This is a genomic window from Saccharopolyspora sp. CA-218241 (assembly GCF_050954615.1).
Classification (GTDB): Bacteria; Actinomycetota; Actinomycetes; order Mycobacteriales; family Pseudonocardiaceae; genus Saccharopolyspora; species Saccharopolyspora cebuensis.
The window spans coordinates 4,680,911-4,700,347 of record NZ_CP191860.1; the positions used below are offsets into that span (position 1 = coordinate 4,680,911).

The window sequence follows — 19,437 nt, forward strand, 5'->3', positions numbered from 1 at the left end:
CGGAGCGGCGTGGGGCGGCTCGCCCGCCCGGGGCGCGGGGGAGGATGGCCGGGTGAGCGCTGGCCTGTACCTCCTCCTGCCGATCAAGTCGCTGGCCGCGGCGAAGTCCCGGCTGCTGGGCGCGGCCGACGGCGGCGCGGGCCGCGCCGCGGCGCACGCGGAACTGGTCGTCGCCGTGGTGCGGGACACGGTCGCCGCCGCGCGCACCGCCGATGCGGTGACCGCGGTGGTCGCGGTGACCTCCGACCCGGTGCTCACCGCGGTGCTGGCCGGGGCCGGGGTGGAGGTGCTGGCGGACCGCCCGGAGGCGGGGCTGAACGCGGCGCTGCGGCACGGGGACGCGGTGCTGCGGGACCGGACCGCGGTGCGGCGGGTCGGCGCGCTGCAGGCCGACCTGCCCGCGCTGCGTCCGGCCGAACTGGACGCAGCGCTGCGCGCGGCGGGACCGCGCCGGGCGTTCTGCCCGGACCGGCAGGCGACCGGCACCACGCTGCTGCTCGCGGCGCCGGGCCGTCCGCTGGACCCGCGGTTCGGGCCCGGTTCGGCCGCCGCGCACACCGGCTCCGGGGCGGTCCCCCTGCTCGGCCCGTGGGAATCGGTGCGCTGCGATGTGGACACCCCGGACGACCTCGGCGCGGCCACCGCGCTGGGCCTGGGACCGAACACCGGGGCGCTGCTGCGGCGCGCGCCTGTGACGTCGGCCGAGCCGCCCTCGGCGGTCTAGCCGGGGGGCTCCGATGCGGGACAATGGAACCGTGAGCGACGACAGCGACCGCGGCACCGCCCGGCCACCCGTGCCCGCGAGCGGGCCCGCCCCCGCGCCCCTGCCCGGCCCGGACGCCGGCGGCGCCCGGGTGCCCGCCGCGCCGCCCGCCGTGACCCGGGCGGCGGCCACCACGGACCTGCCCGAGGACCGCTACCTCAACCGCGAGCTCTCCTGGCTGGACTTCAACGCCCGGGTGCTCGCCATCGCCGAGGACCGCTCGCAGCCGGTGCTGGAGCGCGCCCGCTTCGTGTCGATCTTCGCGTCCAACCTGGACGAGTTCTACATGGTGCGGGTCGCCGGGTTGAAGCGCCGCGAGGAGACCGGCCTGTCGGTGCGCAGCGCGGACGGCCTGACGCCGCACGAGCAGCTCGCCCGGATCTCGGCGCGCAACCAGGACCTCACCGCGAAGCTGGGCCGGGTCTTCGTCGACGAGCTGCGCCCGGAGCTGGAGGCGCAGGGCATCCGCATCCTGACCTGGTCGGAGCTCGACGAGGCCGAGCAGCGGTCGCAGTCGCGGTACTTCGAGGACCACATCTTCCCGGTGCTCACCCCGCTGGCGGTCGACCCGGCGCACCCGTTCCCCTACATCTCCGGGCTCTCGCTGAACCTCGCGGTGACGGTGGCCGACCCGGACGGCGGGGTGCGCCGCTTCGCGCGGGTGAAGGTGCCGGACAACGTGCCCCGGCTGATCCGGGTGGAGGCCGACCGGGAGAACGAGCGCGCCACCTTCCTCCCGCTGGAGGAGCTCATCGCCGCGCACCTGGACAAGCTGTTCCCCGGGATGCGGGTCACCGAGCACCACATCTTCCGGGTCACCCGCAACGCCGACCTGGAGGTCGAGGAGGACCGGGACGAGGACCTGCTGCAGGCGATGGAGCGGGAGCTGGCCCGCAGGCGGTTCGGCCCGCCGGTGCGGCTGGAGGTCACCGACACGATGAGCGAGACCATGCTCGAACTCCTGCTGCGCGAGCTCGAGGTGGACCAGCACGACGTGGTGGAGGTCAAGGGCCTGCTGGACCTGACCTGCCTGGCGCAGCTCGACAAGCTCCAGCGGCCGGACCTCAAGTCCGCGCCGTTCGTCCCCGCGACCCACCCGGCCTTCGCCGAGGGCAAGACGCCCAAGAGCATCTTCGCCACGCTGCGCGACGGCGACGTCCTGGTGCACCACCCCTACGACTCGTTCTCCACCTCGGTGCAGCGGTTCATCGAGCAGGCGGCGGTGGACCCGAACGTGCTGGCCATCAAGCAGACCCTCTACCGCACCTCCGGCGACTCCCCGATCGTCAACGCGCTCATCGACGCCGCCGAGGAGGGCAAGCAGGTCGTCGCCCTGGTGGAGCTCAAGGCGCGCTTCGACGAGCAGGCCAACATCCAGTGGGCGCGCACCCTGGAACGTGCGGGCGTGCACGTGGTGTACGGCCTGGTGGGGCTCAAGACGCACTGCAAGACCGCGCTCGTGGTGCGCCAGGAGGGTGCCACGATCCGCCGCTACTGCCACCTCGGCACCGGCAACTACAACCCGAAGACGGCTCGGGTCTACGAGGACATGGGGCTGCTGACCGCCTCCCCGGAAGTCGGCGCCGATCTCACCGACCTGTTCAACGTGCTCACCGGCTACGCGCGGCACGGCGCGTACCGGCGCATCCTGGTCTCGCCGCAGGGCATCCGCCGGGGCATCGTGGAGCGCATCCAGCAGGAGATCGAGCTGGCCCGCGCCGGTTCGCCCAGCGGCATCCGGATGAAGGTCAACTCCTTGGTGGACGAGCAGATCATCGACGCGCTGTACCGCGCCTCGCTGGCCGGGGTGCCGGTGCGGGTGGTGGTGCGCGGGATCTGCGCGCTGAAGGCGGGGGTGCCCGGCCTGAGCGAGAACATCGAGGTGCGCTCGATCCTGGGCCGGTTCCTGGAGCACTCCCGGGTGTTCCACTTCGTCGGCGCGGGCGAGCGCTGGATCGGCAGCGCGGACATGATGCACCGCAACCTCGACCGCCGCATCGAGACGCAGGTGCGGGTGACCGACCCGAAGCTGGTCGGGCAGCTCGACGCGATCCTGGACTCGGCCCTGCACCCGGCCACCCGGTGCTGGGTGCTCAACGCCAAGGGCGACTGGGAGGCTTCCCCCAGCAGCGGCGAGCAGGTCAAGGACCACCAGGTCGAGATGCTCCGGCTGCACGGCGCCAAGGTCTCCTGAGCGCGGCGTCGTCCGATTCGAGGCGGGATCAGGTGATGGTGTGACCGAGGAGCGGTCGGTGTCCGAACTGGAGGACGTCGACGCCGGGAGTCCGGTGGTCCGGGCCGCGGGCGCGGTGCTGTGGCGGCACGGGGAGTCCGGCGTGGAGGTGGCGGTGGTGCACCGGCCCCGCTACGACGACTGGTCGCTGCCCAAGGGCAAGCTCGACCCGGGCGAGCTCGCCGCGCACGCGGCTGCCCGCGAGGTCGCCGAGGAAACCGGTTTCACCGCGGTGCTGTCGCGCTTCCTGACCCGGGCGCGCTACTCGGTGCCCGGTCCGGGCGGCCCGGTGGCGAAGGTCGTGGACTACTTCGCCGCGAGCGTGCGCGGCGGCCGTTTCGAACCCAACGGCGAAGTCGACGAACTGCGCTGGCTGCCCGCCGAGGCGGCGCGGGAGCGAATGACCTACCGGTTCGACGCCGTCGTGCTCGACGCCTTCGAACGGCTGCCCACCGACGTGACCACCGTGCTGCTGGTGCGCCACGCGAATGCGGGCAGCCGCTCCGAATGGACCGGGGACGACGTGCTGCGTCCGCTGGACGATTCGGGAATCGCGCAGCGCGACGCATTGCATTCGCTGCTGCCGGTGTTCGGCCCCCGCCGGATCTATTCGGCGCCGCGGCTGCGCTGCACCGAAACGGTGGCCCCGATCGCCGCGGACCTCGGCGTGGAAGTGGGCGGCGAACCGCTGTTCTCCGAAGAGGTGTACCGCGACCGGCCGGCCGAGGCGGTGCGGCGGCTGCGGGAGATCGCCGACGGTGCGGGCCCCGCCCTGGTGTGCAGTCAGGGCGGGGTGATCCCCGATCTGGTGACGCGGCTGGCCGCCGACGGCGGGCTGGACCTCGGGGAGGTCGCCAGCCGGAAGGGCAGCGTGTGGACGCTGACCTTCCGCCGCGAAGCGGGTGGACCGCGCCTGGTGGCGGCCGACTACCTGGCCGATCCGGTGGCCTGAGCCGCCGTTTCCGCGAAAGCACTTCACGTGCGACGCGCGAACTCCGGGACGGACACCGGAGGGGCCGCGACCGGGACCGCCGCAGCACCGCCTGATTCGCCCGCTGCCGCCCGAACGGGCACCGGTCCGGGGACCGCACCGGACGGCGCTCCGCGCAGCCGCACAGCGCCGCTCGGAGAGGGCCGCTCCCGGAGGGCCGCTCCCGGACGGCCACCAGGACCGTGAGCGGGCGGCGCAGCGCCCCGCGGTGGGGACTTACCGCGCCGCCCGCCCGGTCGACGTGGAGCTCGCCGTACCGCGAGCGCTCACTTCTTGGTGGACTTGCGCGTGGTCGACGCCTTCTTGGCCGCCGGACGGCTCGTCGACGACTTGGCCGTGCTCGCCTTGGCCGTGCTCTTGGGCGCGGACTTCGGCGCGGCCTTGGACGTCGACGTGGACTTCTTCGGCGCGGCCTTGGAGGTGCTGGCCTTCGACGTCGTCGACTTGGCGGCCGGCTTGGACGTCGCCGTGGACTTCTTCGGCGCCGCGGCCTTGGTGCTGCTGGCCTTCGACGTCGTGCCGCGGGTCGAGGTGCGGGCGGCGGCCGTCTTCGACGACGTCGAACGGGTCGACGTGCCGGAGGTGGCGGCCTTGGTGCGGGTACCGGCCGTCTTGGTGGTCGCCCCGCGGGTGGTGGCGGCCTTGGCGGTGGTGGCCCGCGGCAGCTTGCGCTGCCCGCCCACGACTTCCTTGAACTGGGTGCCGGCGCGGAAGGCGGGAACGTTGGTCTTCTTGACCTTCACGGTCTCACCGGTGCGCGGGTTGCGAGCGGTGCGGGCCGCACGCGCCCGCTTCTCGAAAACGCCGAAGCCGGTGATGTTGACCTTCTCGCCTTTGTTGACGTTGCGGACGATGATGTCCACCACGTTTTCCACCGCCTGGCTGGCGGTCTTCTTGTCGCCGAGACGTTCGGCCAGAGCCTCGATGAGTTGGGCCTTGTTCACTTCAGTCCCTCCCAGGACAACAACGGCCCCGTTGGGCCGACTCAAGGCCACGGTAAAGCCCCGGAGAAATAAATGCCATTCGCCACGCCCCGTTTTCTGTTGGGGCGCGGTGCATTCGACTCCGCCCGCAGGCGGCTCCGGGGCCGGTGGAGCAACTGTTCAGTTGTCCGCCGGGAAGCGCGTTTTTCCTTTTGTGCGGCGGAGAACGCGCTTCCCGACGGTTCCTGCTCAGCCCTGCGGGGCGGGCAGCGTGGCGGGCTTGAAGCCCGGCCGGTTCTGCTCAAAAGTGTCGATCGTCTCGGCGTGCCGCAGCGTCAGCCCGATGTCGTCGAGGCCCTCCAGCAGCCGCCAGCGCGTGTAGTCGTCGATGCCGAAGGACACGGTGAGGTCCTTGGCGTGCACGGTCCGCTGCTCCAGGTCCACGGTCACCGCGGTCCCCGGCTCGTTCTCCAGCAGCTTCCAGAGCAGCTCCACATCGGACTGCGCGCACTCGGCGGCCACCAGGCCCTGCTTGCCCGAGTTGCCCCGGAAGATGTCGGCGAAGCGGGACGAGATGACCACCCGGAAGCCGTAGTCCTTCAGCGCCCAGACGGCGTGCTCGCGAGAAGACCCGGTGCCGAAATCCGGCCCCGCGACGAGCACGCTGCCCGCCTTGAAGGGCTCCTGGTTGAGCACGAAGTCCTCGTCACCGCGCCAGGCGGCGAACAGGGCGTCCTCGAAGCCGGTCCGCGCGACCCGCTTGAGGTAGACCGCCGGGATGATCTGGTCGGTGTCCACGTTGGACCGGCGCAGCGGGACGCCGACCCCGGTGTGGGTGGTGAAAGGTTCCACGATCAACGCTCCAGGTTGTGTCGTCGGCAGGGCGGTTCAGCGGCTCAGTCGAGGTCCTCGGGCGAGGACAGCGTGCCGCGCACGGCGGTGGCGGCGGCCACCAGCGGGGAGACCAGGTGCGTGCGGCCGCCCTTGCCCTGCCTGCCCTCGAAGTTGCGGTTGGAGGTGGAGGCGCTGCGCTCCCCCGCCGAGAGCTGGTCCGGGTTCATCCCGAGGCACATCGAACAACCGGCCGAACGCCATTCCGCCCCCGCGGCGGTGAAAACCTCGTGCAGCCCCTCCGCCTCGGCCTCCTGCCGGACCTTCATCGAGCCGGGCACCACGAGCATCCGGACGTCCCCGGCGACCGTGCGGCCCCGGAGCACCTCGGCGGCGGCCCGCAGGTCCTCGATCCGGCCGTTGGTGCAGGAGCCCAGGAACACCGTGTCCACGCCCACCTCGCGCAGCGGCATCCCCGCGGTCAGTCCCATGTAGGACAACGCCTTCTCGGCGGCCGCCCGCTCGGCCTCGTCGGCGATCCGCGCCGGGTCCGGCACCCGCTCGCCCAGCGGCAGTCCCTGGCCGGGGTTGGTGCCCCAGGTGACGAACGGGGTGAGCGCGTCGGCGTCGATGGTCACCTCGGCGTCGAACTCGGCGTCGGGATCGGTGTGCAGCGACCGCCAGTGCTCCACCGCGGCGTCCCAGTCGGCCCCGCTCGGCGCGTGCGGACGGCCCTGGAGGTAGGCCAGCGTCGTCTCGTCCGGGGCGATCATGCCGGCCCGGGCGCCCGCCTCGATCGACATGTTGCAGATCGTCATCCGGGCTTCCATGGACAGCTTCCGCACCGCCTCGCCCCGGTACTCCAGGACGTAGCCCTGGCCACCCCCGGTACCGATCTTGGCGATCACGGCGAGGATGACGTCCTTGGACGTCACGCCGGGGCGCAGCTCGCCCTCGATGTTCACCGCCATCGTCTTGAACGGCCGCAGCGGCAGCGTCTGGGTGGCCAGCACGTGCTCGACCTCGGAGGTGCCGATGCCGAACGCCAGGGCGCCGAACGCGCCGTGCGTGGAGGTGTGGCTGTCCCCGCAGACGACGGTGGTGCCCGGCTGGGTCAGGCCGAGCTGCGGGCCGACGACGTGCACGATGCCCTGCTCGGCATCGCCCATCGGGTGCAGCCGGATGCCGAACTCGGCGCAGTTCTTGCGCAACGTGTCGACCTGGGTGCGCGACACCGGGTCGGCGATCGGCAGGTCGAGCCCGGTGGTCGGGACGTTGTGGTCCTCGGTGGCCAGGGTCAGGTCGGGGCGGCGCACCGGTCGGCCGGCCAACCGCAGCCCCTCGAAGGCCTGCGGGCTGGTGACCTCGTGGACCAGGTGGAGATCGATGTAGAGCAGGTCGGGCTCGTGCCCCTCACCCCGGCGCACGATGTGCGCGTCCCAAACCTTCTCCGCGAGCGTTTTTCCCATCGCTGCTCCCCGTCGAGGCTGGTGTGACCCGAGTCGGGTCACTCCCACAGAGTGGACTTCCCAGATATCGGGAAGTTAATATCGGTACGTGGGACAGCATAGCGGTATCGGAGTGTTGGACAAGGCAGTGGCCGTGTTGCAGGCGGTCGCGGAGGAACCCTGCGGCCTCGCCGAGCTGTGCGGCCGCACCGGCCTGCCCCGGGCGACGGCCCACCGGCTCGCCGTGGGCCTGGAGGTGCACCGGCTGCTGCGCCGGGGCTCGGACGGCCGCTGGCGGCCCGGCCCGGCGCTGGCCGAGTTCGCGGGCGGAGCGGTCGATCCGCTGCTGGAGGCGGCGGCCGCGGTGGTGCCCAAACTGCGGGACGTCACCGGGGAGAGCGTCCAACTCTACCGGCGGGACGGGATGCAGCGGCTCTGCGTCGCCGCCGCCGAACCGCTCAGCGGCCTGCGCGACACGGTGCCGGTGGGCACCGCGCTGTCGATGACGGCGGGTTCGGGGGCGAAGGTGCTGGCGGCCTGGGCCGATCCGGCCACCCAGCGCGCCGTGCTCGGCGAGGCGGTCTACGGCGAGCGCACCCTGATGGAGGTCCGCCGCCGCGGCTGGGCGCAGAGCGTCGCCGAACGCGAGTCCGGGGTGGCCAGCGTCAGCGCCCCGGTCCGCGACACCGCGGGCACCGTGGTCGCCGCCATCTCGGTCTCCGGCCCCATCGACCGCATGGGCCGCCGCCCGGGTGCCCGCTGGGCCGCCGACCTCCTGGCCGCCGCGGACGCCCTCCAGAACCGCCTGTAGGACCACGAGCGGGCTGGGCAGGAAGCCAACCGCACACCTGCTCAGCCCCTCGACCAGCACAACGAAGCGGGCCCCGCGCTCACCAGAGCGAGGGGCCCGCTAGACGTAGTCCCGACGGGATTTGAACCCGCGCTACCGCCTTGAGAGGGCGGCGTCCTAGGCCGCTAGACGACGGGACCGCGCTACGACGACAACTCTACACGCCCACCCCACCCCACCCACAACCACCCCCACCCTCACAAGAAAACCCCAGCTCACCCACCAAACAGAAGACAGGAGCCAACCCCACCCACCACCGACCGAACCCCAAGGCCCCAACCGCCAACCCCCGAAAGCCGAGCAGTCCAGGCTCCGCTCCCACCTGCACACAGCCCGCCCCCAACCACAAACCACGTCACCGGAGCTGCACCACCCCGGGAAGACGTCCGCACCACCACGCTCCCCGCACGACAGCCCTCAAAAGCAGGACCAAACCACCGCCCACCCAGGCACAAACCCCAAAACAACCAGGACAAGACAAAACCGCGACCTCAGCCGCTGAAGCCCCCACCCGAACAACACAGCCCCCAAGACCTGAGTGAGGGGCACCTTCATCCGACTATGCCGGATGAAGGTGCCCCTCACTCAAAACCCCATCAGGCGACGCACCAAAAGCAACCCCACAGTCGCACCGAACAAGCCAACCCAAGGCAGCACAAGCAAGCAAAGGCGACCCCACCCCACCCACCAACCAGACCCCGAAAACCCCAAAGACAAGCGCGAAGCGCGAGCCACCCAGCCGAAGACACCACACCCAAACCAAACAACCGGGCAAAAGGCGACCCCAGCCCTCACCAGGGAGGGTCAAGCGCGAAGCGCGAGCCAACACCCAGCAGGAAGGCGCCACACCCCAAACCAAACAACCAGGCAGAAAGCGACCCCAGCCCTCACCAGGGAGGGTCAAGCGCGAAGCGCGAGCCAACACCCAGAGAAAAGTGCCCCGCTCCAAGCGCAACAAACGGGTAAAAGGTGATCCCGCCGTACTCGTCAGGGTGAGGGTGCCGCACCGTGGGGGCCCGGGGGGCTCGGCCCCCCGGACAACACGACGAAGCAAAAACCGGTGTGCGCACAACAGTGCACACACCGGTCCCTTTTGCGTAGTCCCGACGGGATTTGAACCCGCGCTACCGCCTTGAGAGGGCGGCGTCCTAGGCCGCTAGACGACGGGACCTCATTCAGTTGAGCGGTGGAAATCCACCTGCTCGCTGGGGTACCAGGACTCGAACCTAGACTAACTGAACCAGAATCAGTCGTGCTGCCGATTACACCATACCCCACCGGCTGGCCCGGCCATCCGCCCGGTTCGCCCTCCCGCTCGGGAGTTCGACCCCGGACCGCTGTCCGCGCCGTTGATGAGAATACTACACAACCCCGCGGAGCCCTTCGAAACACCCCCTCCCCTTCGGTGTTCGGGCTGGTCGTGGCGGGGTCAGCGGGGCAGGCCGACGACCTCGCCCACGACGGCGGGCGCGGCGGTCGGCCCGGGCACGGCGGGCAGGTCGCACACGAGGAGCTCCGGCAGGTCGAAGAGGCTGCTGATGACCCGCACGCCGTCCGGCGCGGTCCGGCCGGTGTCCCGGCGGTCGAGCCAGATGCCGTGCATCCCGGCTCGGACGGCGCCGACCGCGTCGGCGTCGAGCCGGTCGCCCACGTGGACGACCTCCTCCGGGCGCAGCCCGAGCCCGCCGCACGCGGCGGCGAAGATCCGCGAATCCGGTTTGGCCGCACCGACTTCCTCGGAGAGCAGCACGGTGTCGAACGTTCCGGCGAGGCCGACGTCGGCCATCTTCCGGCGTTGGTAGGCGCTCGGCGCGTTGGTGATCGCGACGAGCCGGAGTCCGGTGGCGCGCAACCAGTCCAGGCAGGGCAGCGCGTCGTCGAACAGCCGCCAGGCGCGCCGCATCGCGGCCATCCGGTCGGATTCCCGCCGGGCGAGCTCGGCGTCGTCGATCTCGTGGCCGAAGGCGGCGAAGAACGCGCGGGTGCGCGCGGCGGAGGTCGCGTCGAAATCGCCGTCCCCGGCGGCGTGGTCGCCGAAGTGCTCGTCGGTGATGCGCCGCCACACCTGCCAGGCGCGGTCGGTGCCCACGAGGGCCCGCAGCCCCTCCCGCGAAGCGCGCTCGCTGTCCACGAGCGTGTCGTCGATGTCCAGGCAGACGGCCTTGATCTGCCCGGTGGTGCGGGAGGGTTCAGCCACGGATGTCACCCCGAGAGGCTAGGCGCTCACCGGGCGAATCCGATTCGGCCAAGGCGGTGATCCTGCGCGTTGTTTCAGTAACAGCGCGCAGTTTCACACGGCATGGCGGTTCAGGCCAGCGCGGCGCGCAGCCTGCTCAGGGAAACCTCGCGGCCCAGCAGCTCCATCGACTCGTACAGCGGCGGCGACACGGTGCGGCCGGTGACGGCCACCCGCACCGGCGCGAAGGCCTTGCGCGGCTTGATGCCCAAGCCGTCCACGACCGAGGCCTTGAGCGCCTCCTCGATCGCCGCGGCGGTCCAGTCCGGCAGCTCCGCCAGCGCGCCGACGGCCGCTTCCAGCACCGGCCGGGCGTCCTCGCCGAGCGCCTTCTCGGCCGAAGCCGGGTCCGGCGCGAAGTCGTCCCCGGCGAACAGGAACCGCATCATCCCGACCGCGTCGGAGAGCACCACGAGCCGCTCCTGCACCAGCGGCGCCGCGGCCCGCACCAGGTCGAGCTGCTGCTCGCTCGGCTCGGGCGGCAGCACGCCACCGAGCACCAGGTACGGCACCACCCGGCCGACGAAGTCGTCGGGCGCGAGCGCGCGCAGGTGCGCGGAGTTGATCGCGTCGGCCTTCTTCTGGTCGAACCGCGCGGGGTTCGAGCTCACCCGGCCGATGTCGAACGCCTCGACCATCTCGTCGAGGGTGAACACGTCGCGGTCCTCCGAAATGGACCAGCCGAGCAGCGCCAGGTAGTTCAGCAGCCCCTCGGGCAGGAATCCCCGCTCCCGGTGGTGGAACAGGTCCGACTGCGGGTCGCGCTTGGAGAGCTTCTTGTTGCCCTCCCCCATCACGAACGGCAGGTGGCCGAACTCGGGGGTGAAGTCGGTGACGCCGATCCGCCGCAGCGCTTCGTAGAGCGCGATCTGCCGCGGCGTGGAGGCCAGCAGGTCCTCGCCGCGCAGCACGTGGGTGATGCGCATCAGCGCGTCGTCGACCGGGTTGGTCAGGGTGTAGAGCGGATCGCCGTTGCCGCGCACCAGCACGGGATCGGGCACGGTGCCCGCCTTGAAGGTGATCTCGCCGCGCACCAGGTCGGTGAAGGCGATGTCGCGGTCGGGCATCCGCAGCCGCAGCACGGCGGCGCGGCCCTCGGCGCGGAAGGCGTCCTTCTGCTCCTCGGTGAGCTCGCGGTCGGCGTTGTCGTAGCCGAGCTTCGGGTCGCGGCCGGCCGCGCGGTGCCGCTGCTCGACCTCCTCCGCGGTGGAGAAGGACTCGTAGAGCTCGCCCGCCTCCAGCAGCCGCCGCGCGACGTCGTCGTAGATCTCGCGGCGCTGGCTCTGCCGGTACGGCCCGTGCTCGCCGCCGACCTCGATGCCCTCGTCCCAGTCCAGGCCGAGCCAGCGCAGGGCGTCGATGATCGCCTGGTAGGACTCCTCGGTGTCCCGCGAGGCGTCGGTGTCCTCGATGCGGAACACCAGGGAACCCCCGTGGTGCCGGGCGAAGGCCCAGTTGAACAGCGCGGTGCGGATGAGCCCCACGTGCGGGACACCGGTCGGCGAGGGGCAGAACCGGGCTCGGACGCTGGACGGGGTCGCTGCTGCTGGCGTGCTCATCACGGCTCCCAGCCTAGCCAGTGCGCTGGTTGACGAGCGCGCCCGGGGAGCGCATCCTGGTTTTCAACGGTCGTTGAATAACGGTCCGACCAGAGGAGGGCGCGATGGAGCGCACGACCTGCTGCGTGATCGGCGGCGGACCCGCCGGGATGGTCCTCGGACTGCTGCTGGCGCGGTCCGGCGTCGAGGTCACCGTGCTGGAGAAGCACGCCGACTTCCTGCGCGACTTCCGGGGCGACACCGTGCACCCCTCCACCCTCGCGCTGCTGGACGACCTCGGCCTGGGCGAGCGCTTCGACGCGCTGCCGCAGCGCAGGCTGGACCGGATGCGGATCCCGGTCGGCGAGGACGGGGAGTTCGCCACGCTGGCCGACTTCCGGACGCTGCCCGTCGAACGCGACTACATCGCGATGGTGCCGCAGTGGGACTTCCTCGACCTGCTGGCCGACGAAGGGTCCCGCGAACCCCTGTTCACCCTGCGGCGCGAGACCGAGGCGACCGAGTTCGTGCGCGAAGGCGGGCGGGTGCGCGGCGTGCGCTACCGCACCGCCGACGGCACCGCCGGGGAGCTGCGCGCCACCCTCGTGGTCGCCTGCGACGGGCGGGACTCGATCGCCCGCGAGCTGCCCGAGCTCGGTGTCCACGACTTCGCGACCCCGATGGACGTGCGCTGGTTCAAGGTCCCCCGCCGGGACAGCGACCCGGCGGGCGGGGTCGCGCTGATCCACCGCGGTTCGTTCACCGCGATGCTGGACCGGGGCGACTACTTCCAGATGGCCTCGATCATCCCCAAGGGCACCGACCGGGAAGGCCGCTCGGAGCCGATCGAGGCGTTCAACCGCGCCCTGGTCGAGCGGCTGCCGTGGCTCGGCGACGGCCGGGACCTGGTCCAGGACTGGGCGGACGTGAAGGTCCTGCACGTCACCCTGGACCGGATGCGCCGCTGGCACGTGCCGGGACTGCTGTGCATCGGCGACGCCGCGCACGCCATGTCCCCGGTCGGCGGCATCGGCATCAACCTCGCCGTGCAGGACGCCGTAGCGGCGGCCCGCCACCTCGCCGCACCGCTGCGCGACGGGCGCTTGCGGCGGCGGCACGTCGTCGCCGTGCAGCGGCGGCGCCGGCCGACCACGGTCCTCGTGCAGGGCCTCCAGCGCGTGCTGCACCGCCGGGTCGTGGCGCCCGCCCTGCGCGGCGAGATCGAGTTCAGCGACCGGGCGGCACTACCGCTACCGCTGCGCCTGCTCCAGAGGGTGCCGTGGCTGCGCCGAATCCCGCCCTACGTCCTGGCCTTCGGAGCCCTACGCGAACGCCCACCCGAACCAGCCCGCCGCTAACGACGAAACCACGCACCACGGCAAGACAAGCGGCGAAGCAACACACACGCCAAACGGAACCACCGTCAGGCAAGTGGCGCGAGCCGCTTCCACCCCACGCACGCGCCGAACGGAACCACCGTCAGACAAGCGGCGCGAGCCGCTTCCGCTTTACCCCACCCTCGCAGCTGGCACCGCCGCGGGTTCTCAGCGGCCTTCTCGCGAGGACGCCCTGATGCCGTGTATTGGCATACATCAAGAAGGGCGCCCGGAGCGAGAAGGCCGCTGAGGTTCCGCCACCCGCACCGCACCGCAAAACGAGCCCGAAACCAAAAACCTCAACGTTCGGCTTGGACCGGGTTTGTTAGTGCCCCCAACCCGTCGATCGACACCGACACGGTCTGCCCGTCCTGCATCGGGCCGACCCCGGCGGGGGTGCCGGTGAGGATGACGTCGCCGGGCAGCAGCGTCATCACCCGGGAGATCCAGGCCACCAGCGAGCCGACGTCGTGCAGCAGCAGCGACGTCCGGGACTCCTGCTTGACCTCGCCGTCGAGCTCGGTGCGCAGGGCCAGGTCGTTCGGGGTGACCTCGGTGTCGATCCACGGACCGAGCGGGCAGAAGGTGTCGTAGCCCTTCGCCCGGGTCCACTGCCCGTCGGCCTGCTGCTGGTCGCGCGCGGTGACGTCGTTGGCGATGGTGTAGCCCAGCAGCACCTCGCCGCCGCGCGCGGCGGGCACGTTCTTGCAGGGCTGGCCGACCACCGCGGCGAGCTCGCCCTCGAAGTCGACGCGCTCGGAGCTGGCGGGGAGCTTGATCGGCGCGTTCGGGCCGGTCACCGTCGTCGACGGCTTCATGAAGATGACCGGGTTCTCCGGCGGCTCGCCGCCCATCTCCCGGGCGTGCTCGGCGTAGTTCTTGCCGACGCAGATCACCTTGGTCGGCAGGATCGGCGCGAGCAGCCGGACGTCGGCCATCGGCCAGGTGCGCCCGGTGTAGGTCGGCTCGCCGAAGGGGTGCTGGTCGATCTCGACGGCCAGGATCTTCTCCCGCGGCGCCGACGGATCCGGTTCGAGGGCGACGAACGACACCCCGTCGGAGTGGGCGACACGTGCCAGGCGCAAGGGGGACCTCCGCGTTCGATGTGGACTGCGGGTCGAGCCTAACCCGGCCTGCGCGACCGCTCACGACACCGGGCGCCTCCCCGCCTGGGGAGACGCCCGGTGAGCGAGTGCTCAGGCCTGCGGTGCGACCTCCCGGGAGGACACCAGCGCGGCCAGCCGGTCTCCGATGGCGTAGGTCGCGCCGGGGGCCGAGTGGTCGCGGGTGGCGAGGTCGAAGGCCACCGAGGCCTCGACCCGCTTGGCGGCCTCCGACAGGCCGACGTGGTCGAGCAGCATCGCCACCGACAGCACCGCAGCCGTCGGGTCGGCGACGCCCTGGCCGGCGATGTCCGGGGCGCTGCCGTGCACCGGCTCGAACATGCTCGGGTTGCGCCGGGTCGCGTCGATGTTGCCGCTGGCGGCCAGCCCGATCCCGCCGGTGACGGCCCCGGCGAGGTCGGTGATGATGTCGCCGAACAGGTTGTCGGTGACGATCACGTCGAACCGGGACGGATCGATGACCAGGTGGATCGTGGTGGCGTCCACGTGCTGGTAGGCGACCGTGACGTCCGGGTACTGCAGCGAGACCTCCTCCACGACGCGGGACCACAGCGACCCGGCGTGGGTGAGGACGTTGGTCTTGTGCACCAGGGTCAGGTGCTTGCGCGGGCGGGCCGCCGCGCGCGCGAAGGCGTCCCGGACCACCCGCTCGACGCCGAACGCCGTGTTGATGCTGACCTCGGTGGCGATCTCGTGCGTGGTGTCCTTGCGCAGCAGGCCGCCGTTGCCCGCGTACGGGCCCTCGGTGCCCTCCCGGACCACCACCATGTCGATCTCGCCGGGGTCGGCGGCCGGGCTCTTCACCCCGGGGTAGAGCCGCGCCGGGCGCAGGTTCACGTGGTGGTCGAGCTCGAAGCGCAGCCGCAGCAGCAGGCCGCGCTCCAGGATGCCGCTGGGCACCGAAGGATCGCCGACCGCACCGAGCAGGATCGCGTCGTGCTGGCGCAGTTCGCCGAGCACCGATTCGGGCAGCAGCTCCCCGGTCGAGTGCCAGCGCGCGGCACCGAGGTCGTATCGAGTGATCTCGGTATCCGGCACCACTTCACCGAGGACCTTCAACGCCTCGGCGACCACCTCCGGCCCGATCCCGTCACCGGGGATCACAGCGAGCCGCATCTACACACCTCCCGAGAAGACCCCGACCTGTGCGGGGCTCGAACTGTTGCGCCGAAGGCTACCGGGGCGCCCGTGGGCGCAGGCACGCCGGACCACCAAGTGGTTGATCCTTCCCGGTTGGTGGGACCGCCGTTCGGCTGACGCGGACGGTTCCGGGGCCGCCGCGTTCCCGCGACGGCCCCGGGCGTCCCGCTTCCGAAGGATCCGCGCGAACACTCCGAGCGAGCGGTCCGCGCGTCCGCGGCGATCAGTCCTCGAAGCTCACCGCGCGCACGATCCGGGCGCCGACGGCGGCGCCGATCGGCTCCAGCACGCCCTGCTCGACCGGCCGGTCCACGCGCAGCAGCATGATCGCGTCGGACCCGTCCTTGGTCTGGCTGACCGTGGCGGCCTCGATGTTCGCCCCGACCTCGCCGAGCAGGGTGCCGACGGTGCCCATCACCCCCGGGCGGTCCGGGTACTCCAGCAGCAGCACGTGGCCCTCGGCGCGCAGGTCGAAGTGGCGGCCGTTGACCTCGACGAGCTTCTGCACCTCGTTCGGGCCGGACAGCGCGCCCGACACCACGCCGGTGCGGCCGTCGGGCAGCGTCGCGCGCAGCGACACCACGCTGCGGTGGTTCTTGCTCTCCGAGGTCTTCTTCACCTCGACGTCGACGCCGAGGTCCTCGGCGAGCTGCGGGGCGTTGACGAAGGTGACCTGGTTCTCCACCGCGCCGGCGAACAGCCCGCGCAGCGCGGCCAGCGGCAGCACCGAGACGTCCTCGTCGGCCAGCTCGCCGCGGGCCTCGACGGTCACCGAGCTCGGGGTGCCCGCCAGCATCGCCGACAGGAGCTGGCCCAGCTTCTGCGCCAGCGGCAGGTACGGGCGGACCTCCTCGCCGACCGCGCCGCCCTGCACGTTCACCGCGTCCGGCACGAAGTCGCCGCGCAGCGCCAGCTTGACCGACTTGGCGACGTCGGTGCCCGCGCGGTCCTGCGCCTCGGCGGTGGAGGCGCCCAGGTGCGGGGTCACCACCACGTTGGGCAGCTCGAACAGCGGGCTGTCGGTGGTCGGCTCGGTCTTGTAGACGTCGATGCCCGCCCCGGCGATGGTGCCGTTGCGCAGCGCGTCGGCGAGCGCCTCCTCGTCCACCAGGCCGCCGCGCGCGGCGTTGATGACGAACAGGTTCGGCTTGGCGAGCTTGAGCTCCTCCGCACCGATCAGGCCGAGGGTCTCGGCGGTCTTGGGCAGGTGGATGGACAGCGCGTCGGCCCGGCGCAGCAGCTCCTCCAGGCTCACCAGCTCGATGCCGAGCTGCGCGGCGCGGGCCGCCGAGACGTAGGGGTCGTAGGCGATCAGCTCGGTGCCGAAGGCCGCGACGCGCTGGGCGAACAGCTGCCCGATCTTGCCGAGGCCGACGACGCCGATGGTCTTGCCGTTGAGCTCGACGCCGGAGTACGCGCTGCGCTTCCACTCGCCGGCGCGCAGGCTGGCGTCGGCCGGTGCGACATTGCGCGCCAGCGACAGCAGCAGGGCCATCGCGTGCTCGGCGGCGGAGACGATGTTGGAGGTCGGCGCGTTGACGACCATCACGCCGCGCTCGGTGGCGGCGGGGACCTCGACGTTGTCCAGCCCGACACCGGCGCGGGCGACCACCTTGAGCTTCGACGACGCCGCGAGCACCTCGGCGTCGACCTTGGTCGCGGAGCGGACCAGCAGCGCGTCGGCGTCGGCGACGGCGGCGAGCAGGGCCGGTCGGTCGGTTCCATCCACGTGGCGCACCTCGACCTCGCCACCGAGGGCGTCGATGACGGAGGGGGCCAGCTTCTCGGCGATCAGAACGACAGGACGGCTTGCATTGGTCACGGGCGCTCCAGTGAGAGAGACGGTCGGCGCTGGGGCACGGCGTTGTGCCCGGACGGGGTGGGAGTTTAACGGGAGATTGAGAAAGAGTTCACAAGGGTGTAGCCCGGATCACCGCACCGACCACCCCCGGCACCCCGGTCATCACCGCAGGTCACGAGACTCGGAATCGATCCGGTGAAGTTCCGCACCCCCGCGGTCGCCGCGGAGGTGCGGAGGGGTCGGCTCACGGCTCGTCGAACTCGCCGTCCTTGGCCCCCGCGACGAAGGCGTCCCACTCCTCCGGCGTGAACACCAGGACCGGTCCTTCCGGCTGCGCGCCGTTGCGCATCCCGATGTAGCCGTCGACGAAGGCGATCTCCACCCCGGGCTCGTCCGGGTCGTCGGTGCTGGTGATCCACTCGGCGTCGGAGAAGTCGAGCTCGTGCCGGATGTGCGCCTTGTCGTCGACGATGTCGTTGTCTGAACCACTCACGTCGTGCACTGTATCGCTCACCCTCCGCTGTCGACGCGAGGACCGGCCTCGCGCACCGGAGGGCCCGGTGCTCCCCCGCGGGGATCCACCGGGCCCGTCCACCCGGGCCGTGCGGCCCCGGTTCACCTGCGCCGCTGCCTCACTTGCCGGTCCAGGACATCAGGCCGCGCAGCTTCTGCCCGACCTCCTCGATCTGGTGGGCGTTGCCCGCCTCCTGGAGCTTGGTGAAGTTCGGCCGGCCGGCCTCGTCCTCGGCCACCCACTCCTTGGCGAACGTGCCGTCCTGGATCTCGCCCAGGATGGCCCGCATCGAGTCCTTGACGTGGGCGTCGATCACCCGCGGGCCGCGGGTGAGGTCGCCGTACTCGGCGGTGTCGCTGCAGGAGTAGCGCTGCCCGGCGATGCCTCCCTCCCACATCAGGTCCACGATCAGCTTGAGCTCGTGGAGCACCTCGAAGTAGGCGATCTCCGGCTGGTACCCGGCCTCGACCAGCACCTCGAAACCGTTCTGCACCAGCGCGCTCGCACCGCCGCAGAGCACCGCCTGCTCACCGAACAGGTCGGTCTCGGTCTCCTCCTTGAAGGTGGTCTTGATGACGCCCGCGCGGGCACCGCCGATGGCGGCCGCGTAGGACAGCGCCAGCGCCTGCGCGCCGCCGGAGGCGTCGTTCTCCACCGCGATCAGGCACGGCACGCCCTTGCCGTCGACGAACTGGCGGCGGACCAGGTGGCCCGGGCCCTTCGGCGCGACCATCGCGACATCCACATCGGACGGCGGCTGGATCAGGCCGTAGCGGATGTTGAAGCCGTGGCTGAAGAACAGCGCGTCACCCGACTTGAGGTTCGGCGCGATCTCCTCGGCGTAGATCTGGCGCTGCTTGGTGTCGGGCGCCAGGATCATGATCACGTCGGCCTCGGCGGCGACCTCGGCGACCGTCCCGACCGCCAGGCCCTCCTCCTCGGCCTTGGCGCGGGACTTGGAGCCCTCCGGCAGCCCGATCCGCACGTCCACGCCCGAGTCCCGCAGGCTCAGCGCGTGGGCGTGGCCCTGGCTGCCGTAGCCCACCACGGCGACCTTGCGGCCCTGGATGATGCCCAGATCGGCGTCGGCGTCGTAGAAGATCTCAGTTGCCATCTCGTTGTTCCCTTCGCACTTCTTCGTTCGGCTGTGGCGGGGTGTCAGCGCACCGCGGTGGCGGTGATCGAACGCGGTCCCCGGCCGATGGCGATCGAGCCGGACTGCACCATCTCCCGGATGCCGTAGGGCTCGAGCATCCGCAGCAGCGCGCCCAGCTTGTCGGCGGTGCCGGTGGCCTCGATGGTCAGCGCCTCCGGTGAGACGTCGACGACCTTGGCCCGGAAGAGCTGCACGGTCTCCAGCACCTGGCTGCGCACCGAGGCGTCGGCGCGCACCTTGACCATCAGCAGCTCCCGCTGCACGGCGGCGTCCGGCTCCAGCTCCACGATCTTGATCACGTTGACGAGCTTGTTGAGCTGCTTGGTGACCTGCTCCAGCGGCTGCTCGCCGACGGCGACCACGATCGTCATCCGGGAGATGTCCGGGTGCTCGGTCGGGCCCACCGCGAGCGACTCGATGTTGAAGCTGCGCCGGGAGAACAGGCCGGAAACCCTGGCCAGCACACCCGGGACGTTCTCCACCAGCACGCTGAGCGTGTGCCGTGTCATCGCC

16 protein-coding genes and 3 tRNA genes are annotated in these 19,437 nt (G+C 71.5%); 5 read left to right on the top strand and 14 right to left on the bottom strand.

Annotated features, from left to right (window positions below; genetic code table 11):
- Nucleotides 1-52 precede the first annotated feature (52 nt).
- Genes cofC through ACQP0T_RS22290 form a run of 3 tightly spaced genes read left to right on the top strand, consistent with a single transcriptional unit; the run spans nt 53 to nt 3,948 of the window.
- The gene (cofC, locus tag ACQP0T_RS22280; RefSeq protein ID WP_433869821.1) at nt 53-724 is read left to right on the top strand and encodes a 2-phospho-L-lactate guanylyltransferase; all 672 of its coding nucleotides are present in this window, start codon (nt 53-55) and stop codon (nt 722-724) included.
- A 13-nt stretch (nt 725-737) separates the two neighbouring features.
- On the top strand, nt 738-2,957 hold the full coding sequence (locus ACQP0T_RS22285) for an RNA degradosome polyphosphate kinase (protein WP_433869822.1): 2,220 nt from the start codon (nt 738-740) through the stop codon (nt 2,955-2,957).
- Between the two features lie 58 nt (nt 2,958-3,015).
- Nucleotides 3,016-3,948: an NUDIX hydrolase gene (locus ACQP0T_RS22290; RefSeq protein WP_433869823.1), complete on the top strand. Its 933-nt coding sequence runs from the start codon at nt 3,016-3,018 to the stop codon at nt 3,946-3,948.
- 305 nt (nt 3,949-4,253) lie between these two features.
- On the opposite strand, the gene ACQP0T_RS22295 is transcribed toward ACQP0T_RS22290, so the two are convergent.
- From ACQP0T_RS22295 to leuC, 3 genes are all read right to left on the bottom strand, one after another.
- The gene (locus tag ACQP0T_RS22295) at nt 4,254-4,931 is read right to left on the bottom strand and encodes an HU family DNA-binding protein (protein ID WP_433869824.1); all 678 of its coding nucleotides are present in this window, start codon (nt 4,929-4,931) and stop codon (nt 4,254-4,256) included.
- A 228-nt stretch (nt 4,932-5,159) separates the two neighbouring features.
- Entirely contained in the window at nt 5,160-5,762 is a 603-nt protein-coding gene (leuD, locus tag ACQP0T_RS22300; protein ID WP_433873813.1) for a 3-isopropylmalate dehydratase small subunit, read from the bottom strand.
- A 44-nt stretch (nt 5,763-5,806) separates the two neighbouring features.
- Nucleotides 5,807-7,210 (bottom strand): 3-isopropylmalate dehydratase large subunit, encoded by a 1,404-nt coding sequence (leuC, locus tag ACQP0T_RS22305; protein ID WP_345367754.1) that lies wholly within the window; start codon nt 7,208-7,210, stop codon nt 5,807-5,809.
- Nucleotides 7,211-7,298: 88 nt separating this feature from the next.
- Here leuC and ACQP0T_RS22310 point away from each other — a divergent pair, with 88 nt between their 5' ends.
- On the top strand, nt 7,299-8,000 hold the full coding sequence (locus tag ACQP0T_RS22310; protein ID WP_433869825.1) for an IclR family transcriptional regulator: 702 nt from the start codon (nt 7,299-7,301) through the stop codon (nt 7,998-8,000).
- A gap of 106 nt (nt 8,001-8,106) precedes the next feature.
- Here the strand turns inward: ACQP0T_RS22310 and ACQP0T_RS22315 are convergent.
- The 5 genes from ACQP0T_RS22315 to gltX form a co-directional block, all read right to left on the bottom strand.
- Nucleotides 8,107-8,179: transfer RNA gene (locus ACQP0T_RS22315), tRNA-Glu, on the bottom strand.
- A 958-nt stretch (nt 8,180-9,137) separates the two neighbouring features.
- Nucleotides 9,138-9,210, bottom strand: a tRNA-Glu gene (locus ACQP0T_RS22320).
- Nucleotides 9,211-9,244: 34 nt separating this feature from the next.
- Nucleotides 9,245-9,316 (bottom strand) — tRNA-Gln (locus ACQP0T_RS22325).
- Nucleotides 9,317-9,468: 152 nt separating this feature from the next.
- Nucleotides 9,469-10,236 (bottom strand): HAD family hydrolase, encoded by a 768-nt coding sequence (locus ACQP0T_RS22330; protein ID WP_433869826.1) that lies wholly within the window; start codon nt 10,234-10,236, stop codon nt 9,469-9,471.
- 110 nt (nt 10,237-10,346) lie between these two features.
- Nucleotides 10,347-11,834, bottom strand: coding sequence for a glutamate--tRNA ligase (gltX, locus tag ACQP0T_RS22335; protein WP_433869827.1), 1,488 nt, complete (start codon nt 11,832-11,834; stop codon nt 10,347-10,349).
- 104 nt (nt 11,835-11,938) lie between these two features.
- Here gltX and ACQP0T_RS22340 point away from each other — a divergent pair, with 104 nt between their 5' ends.
- The gene (locus tag ACQP0T_RS22340) at nt 11,939-13,171 is read left to right on the top strand and encodes an FAD-dependent oxidoreductase (protein ID WP_433869828.1); all 1,233 of its coding nucleotides are present in this window, start codon (nt 11,939-11,941) and stop codon (nt 13,169-13,171) included.
- Nucleotides 13,172-13,488: 317 nt separating this feature from the next.
- Here ACQP0T_RS22340 and ACQP0T_RS22345 read toward each other — a convergent pair whose 3' ends face one another.
- The 6 genes from ACQP0T_RS22345 to ilvN form a co-directional block, all read right to left on the bottom strand.
- The gene (locus ACQP0T_RS22345; protein WP_433869829.1) at nt 13,489-14,274 is read right to left on the bottom strand and encodes a fumarylacetoacetate hydrolase family protein; all 786 of its coding nucleotides are present in this window, start codon (nt 14,272-14,274) and stop codon (nt 13,489-13,491) included.
- A gap of 111 nt (nt 14,275-14,385) precedes the next feature.
- The gene (locus tag ACQP0T_RS22350; protein ID WP_433869830.1) at nt 14,386-15,429 is read right to left on the bottom strand and encodes a 3-isopropylmalate dehydrogenase; all 1,044 of its coding nucleotides are present in this window, start codon (nt 15,427-15,429) and stop codon (nt 14,386-14,388) included.
- Nucleotides 15,430-15,676: 247 nt separating this feature from the next.
- Nucleotides 15,677-17,275: a phosphoglycerate dehydrogenase gene (serA, locus tag ACQP0T_RS22355; RefSeq protein ID WP_433869831.1), complete on the bottom strand. Its 1,599-nt coding sequence runs from the start codon at nt 17,273-17,275 to the stop codon at nt 15,677-15,679.
- Between the two features lie 223 nt (nt 17,276-17,498).
- Nucleotides 17,499-17,747 (bottom strand): DUF397 domain-containing protein, encoded by a 249-nt coding sequence (locus ACQP0T_RS22360; protein ID WP_433869832.1) that lies wholly within the window; start codon nt 17,745-17,747, stop codon nt 17,499-17,501.
- 139 nt (nt 17,748-17,886) lie between these two features.
- Complete coding sequence (ilvC, locus tag ACQP0T_RS22365) at nt 17,887-18,882, bottom strand: ketol-acid reductoisomerase (protein WP_433869833.1); 996 nt, start codon at nt 18,880-18,882, stop codon at nt 17,887-17,889.
- Between the two features lie 44 nt (nt 18,883-18,926).
- The gene (gene ilvN, locus ACQP0T_RS22370; protein ID WP_345367744.1) at nt 18,927-19,433 is read right to left on the bottom strand and encodes an acetolactate synthase small subunit; all 507 of its coding nucleotides are present in this window, start codon (nt 19,431-19,433) and stop codon (nt 18,927-18,929) included.
- Nucleotides 19,434-19,437: the final 4 nt, after the last annotated feature.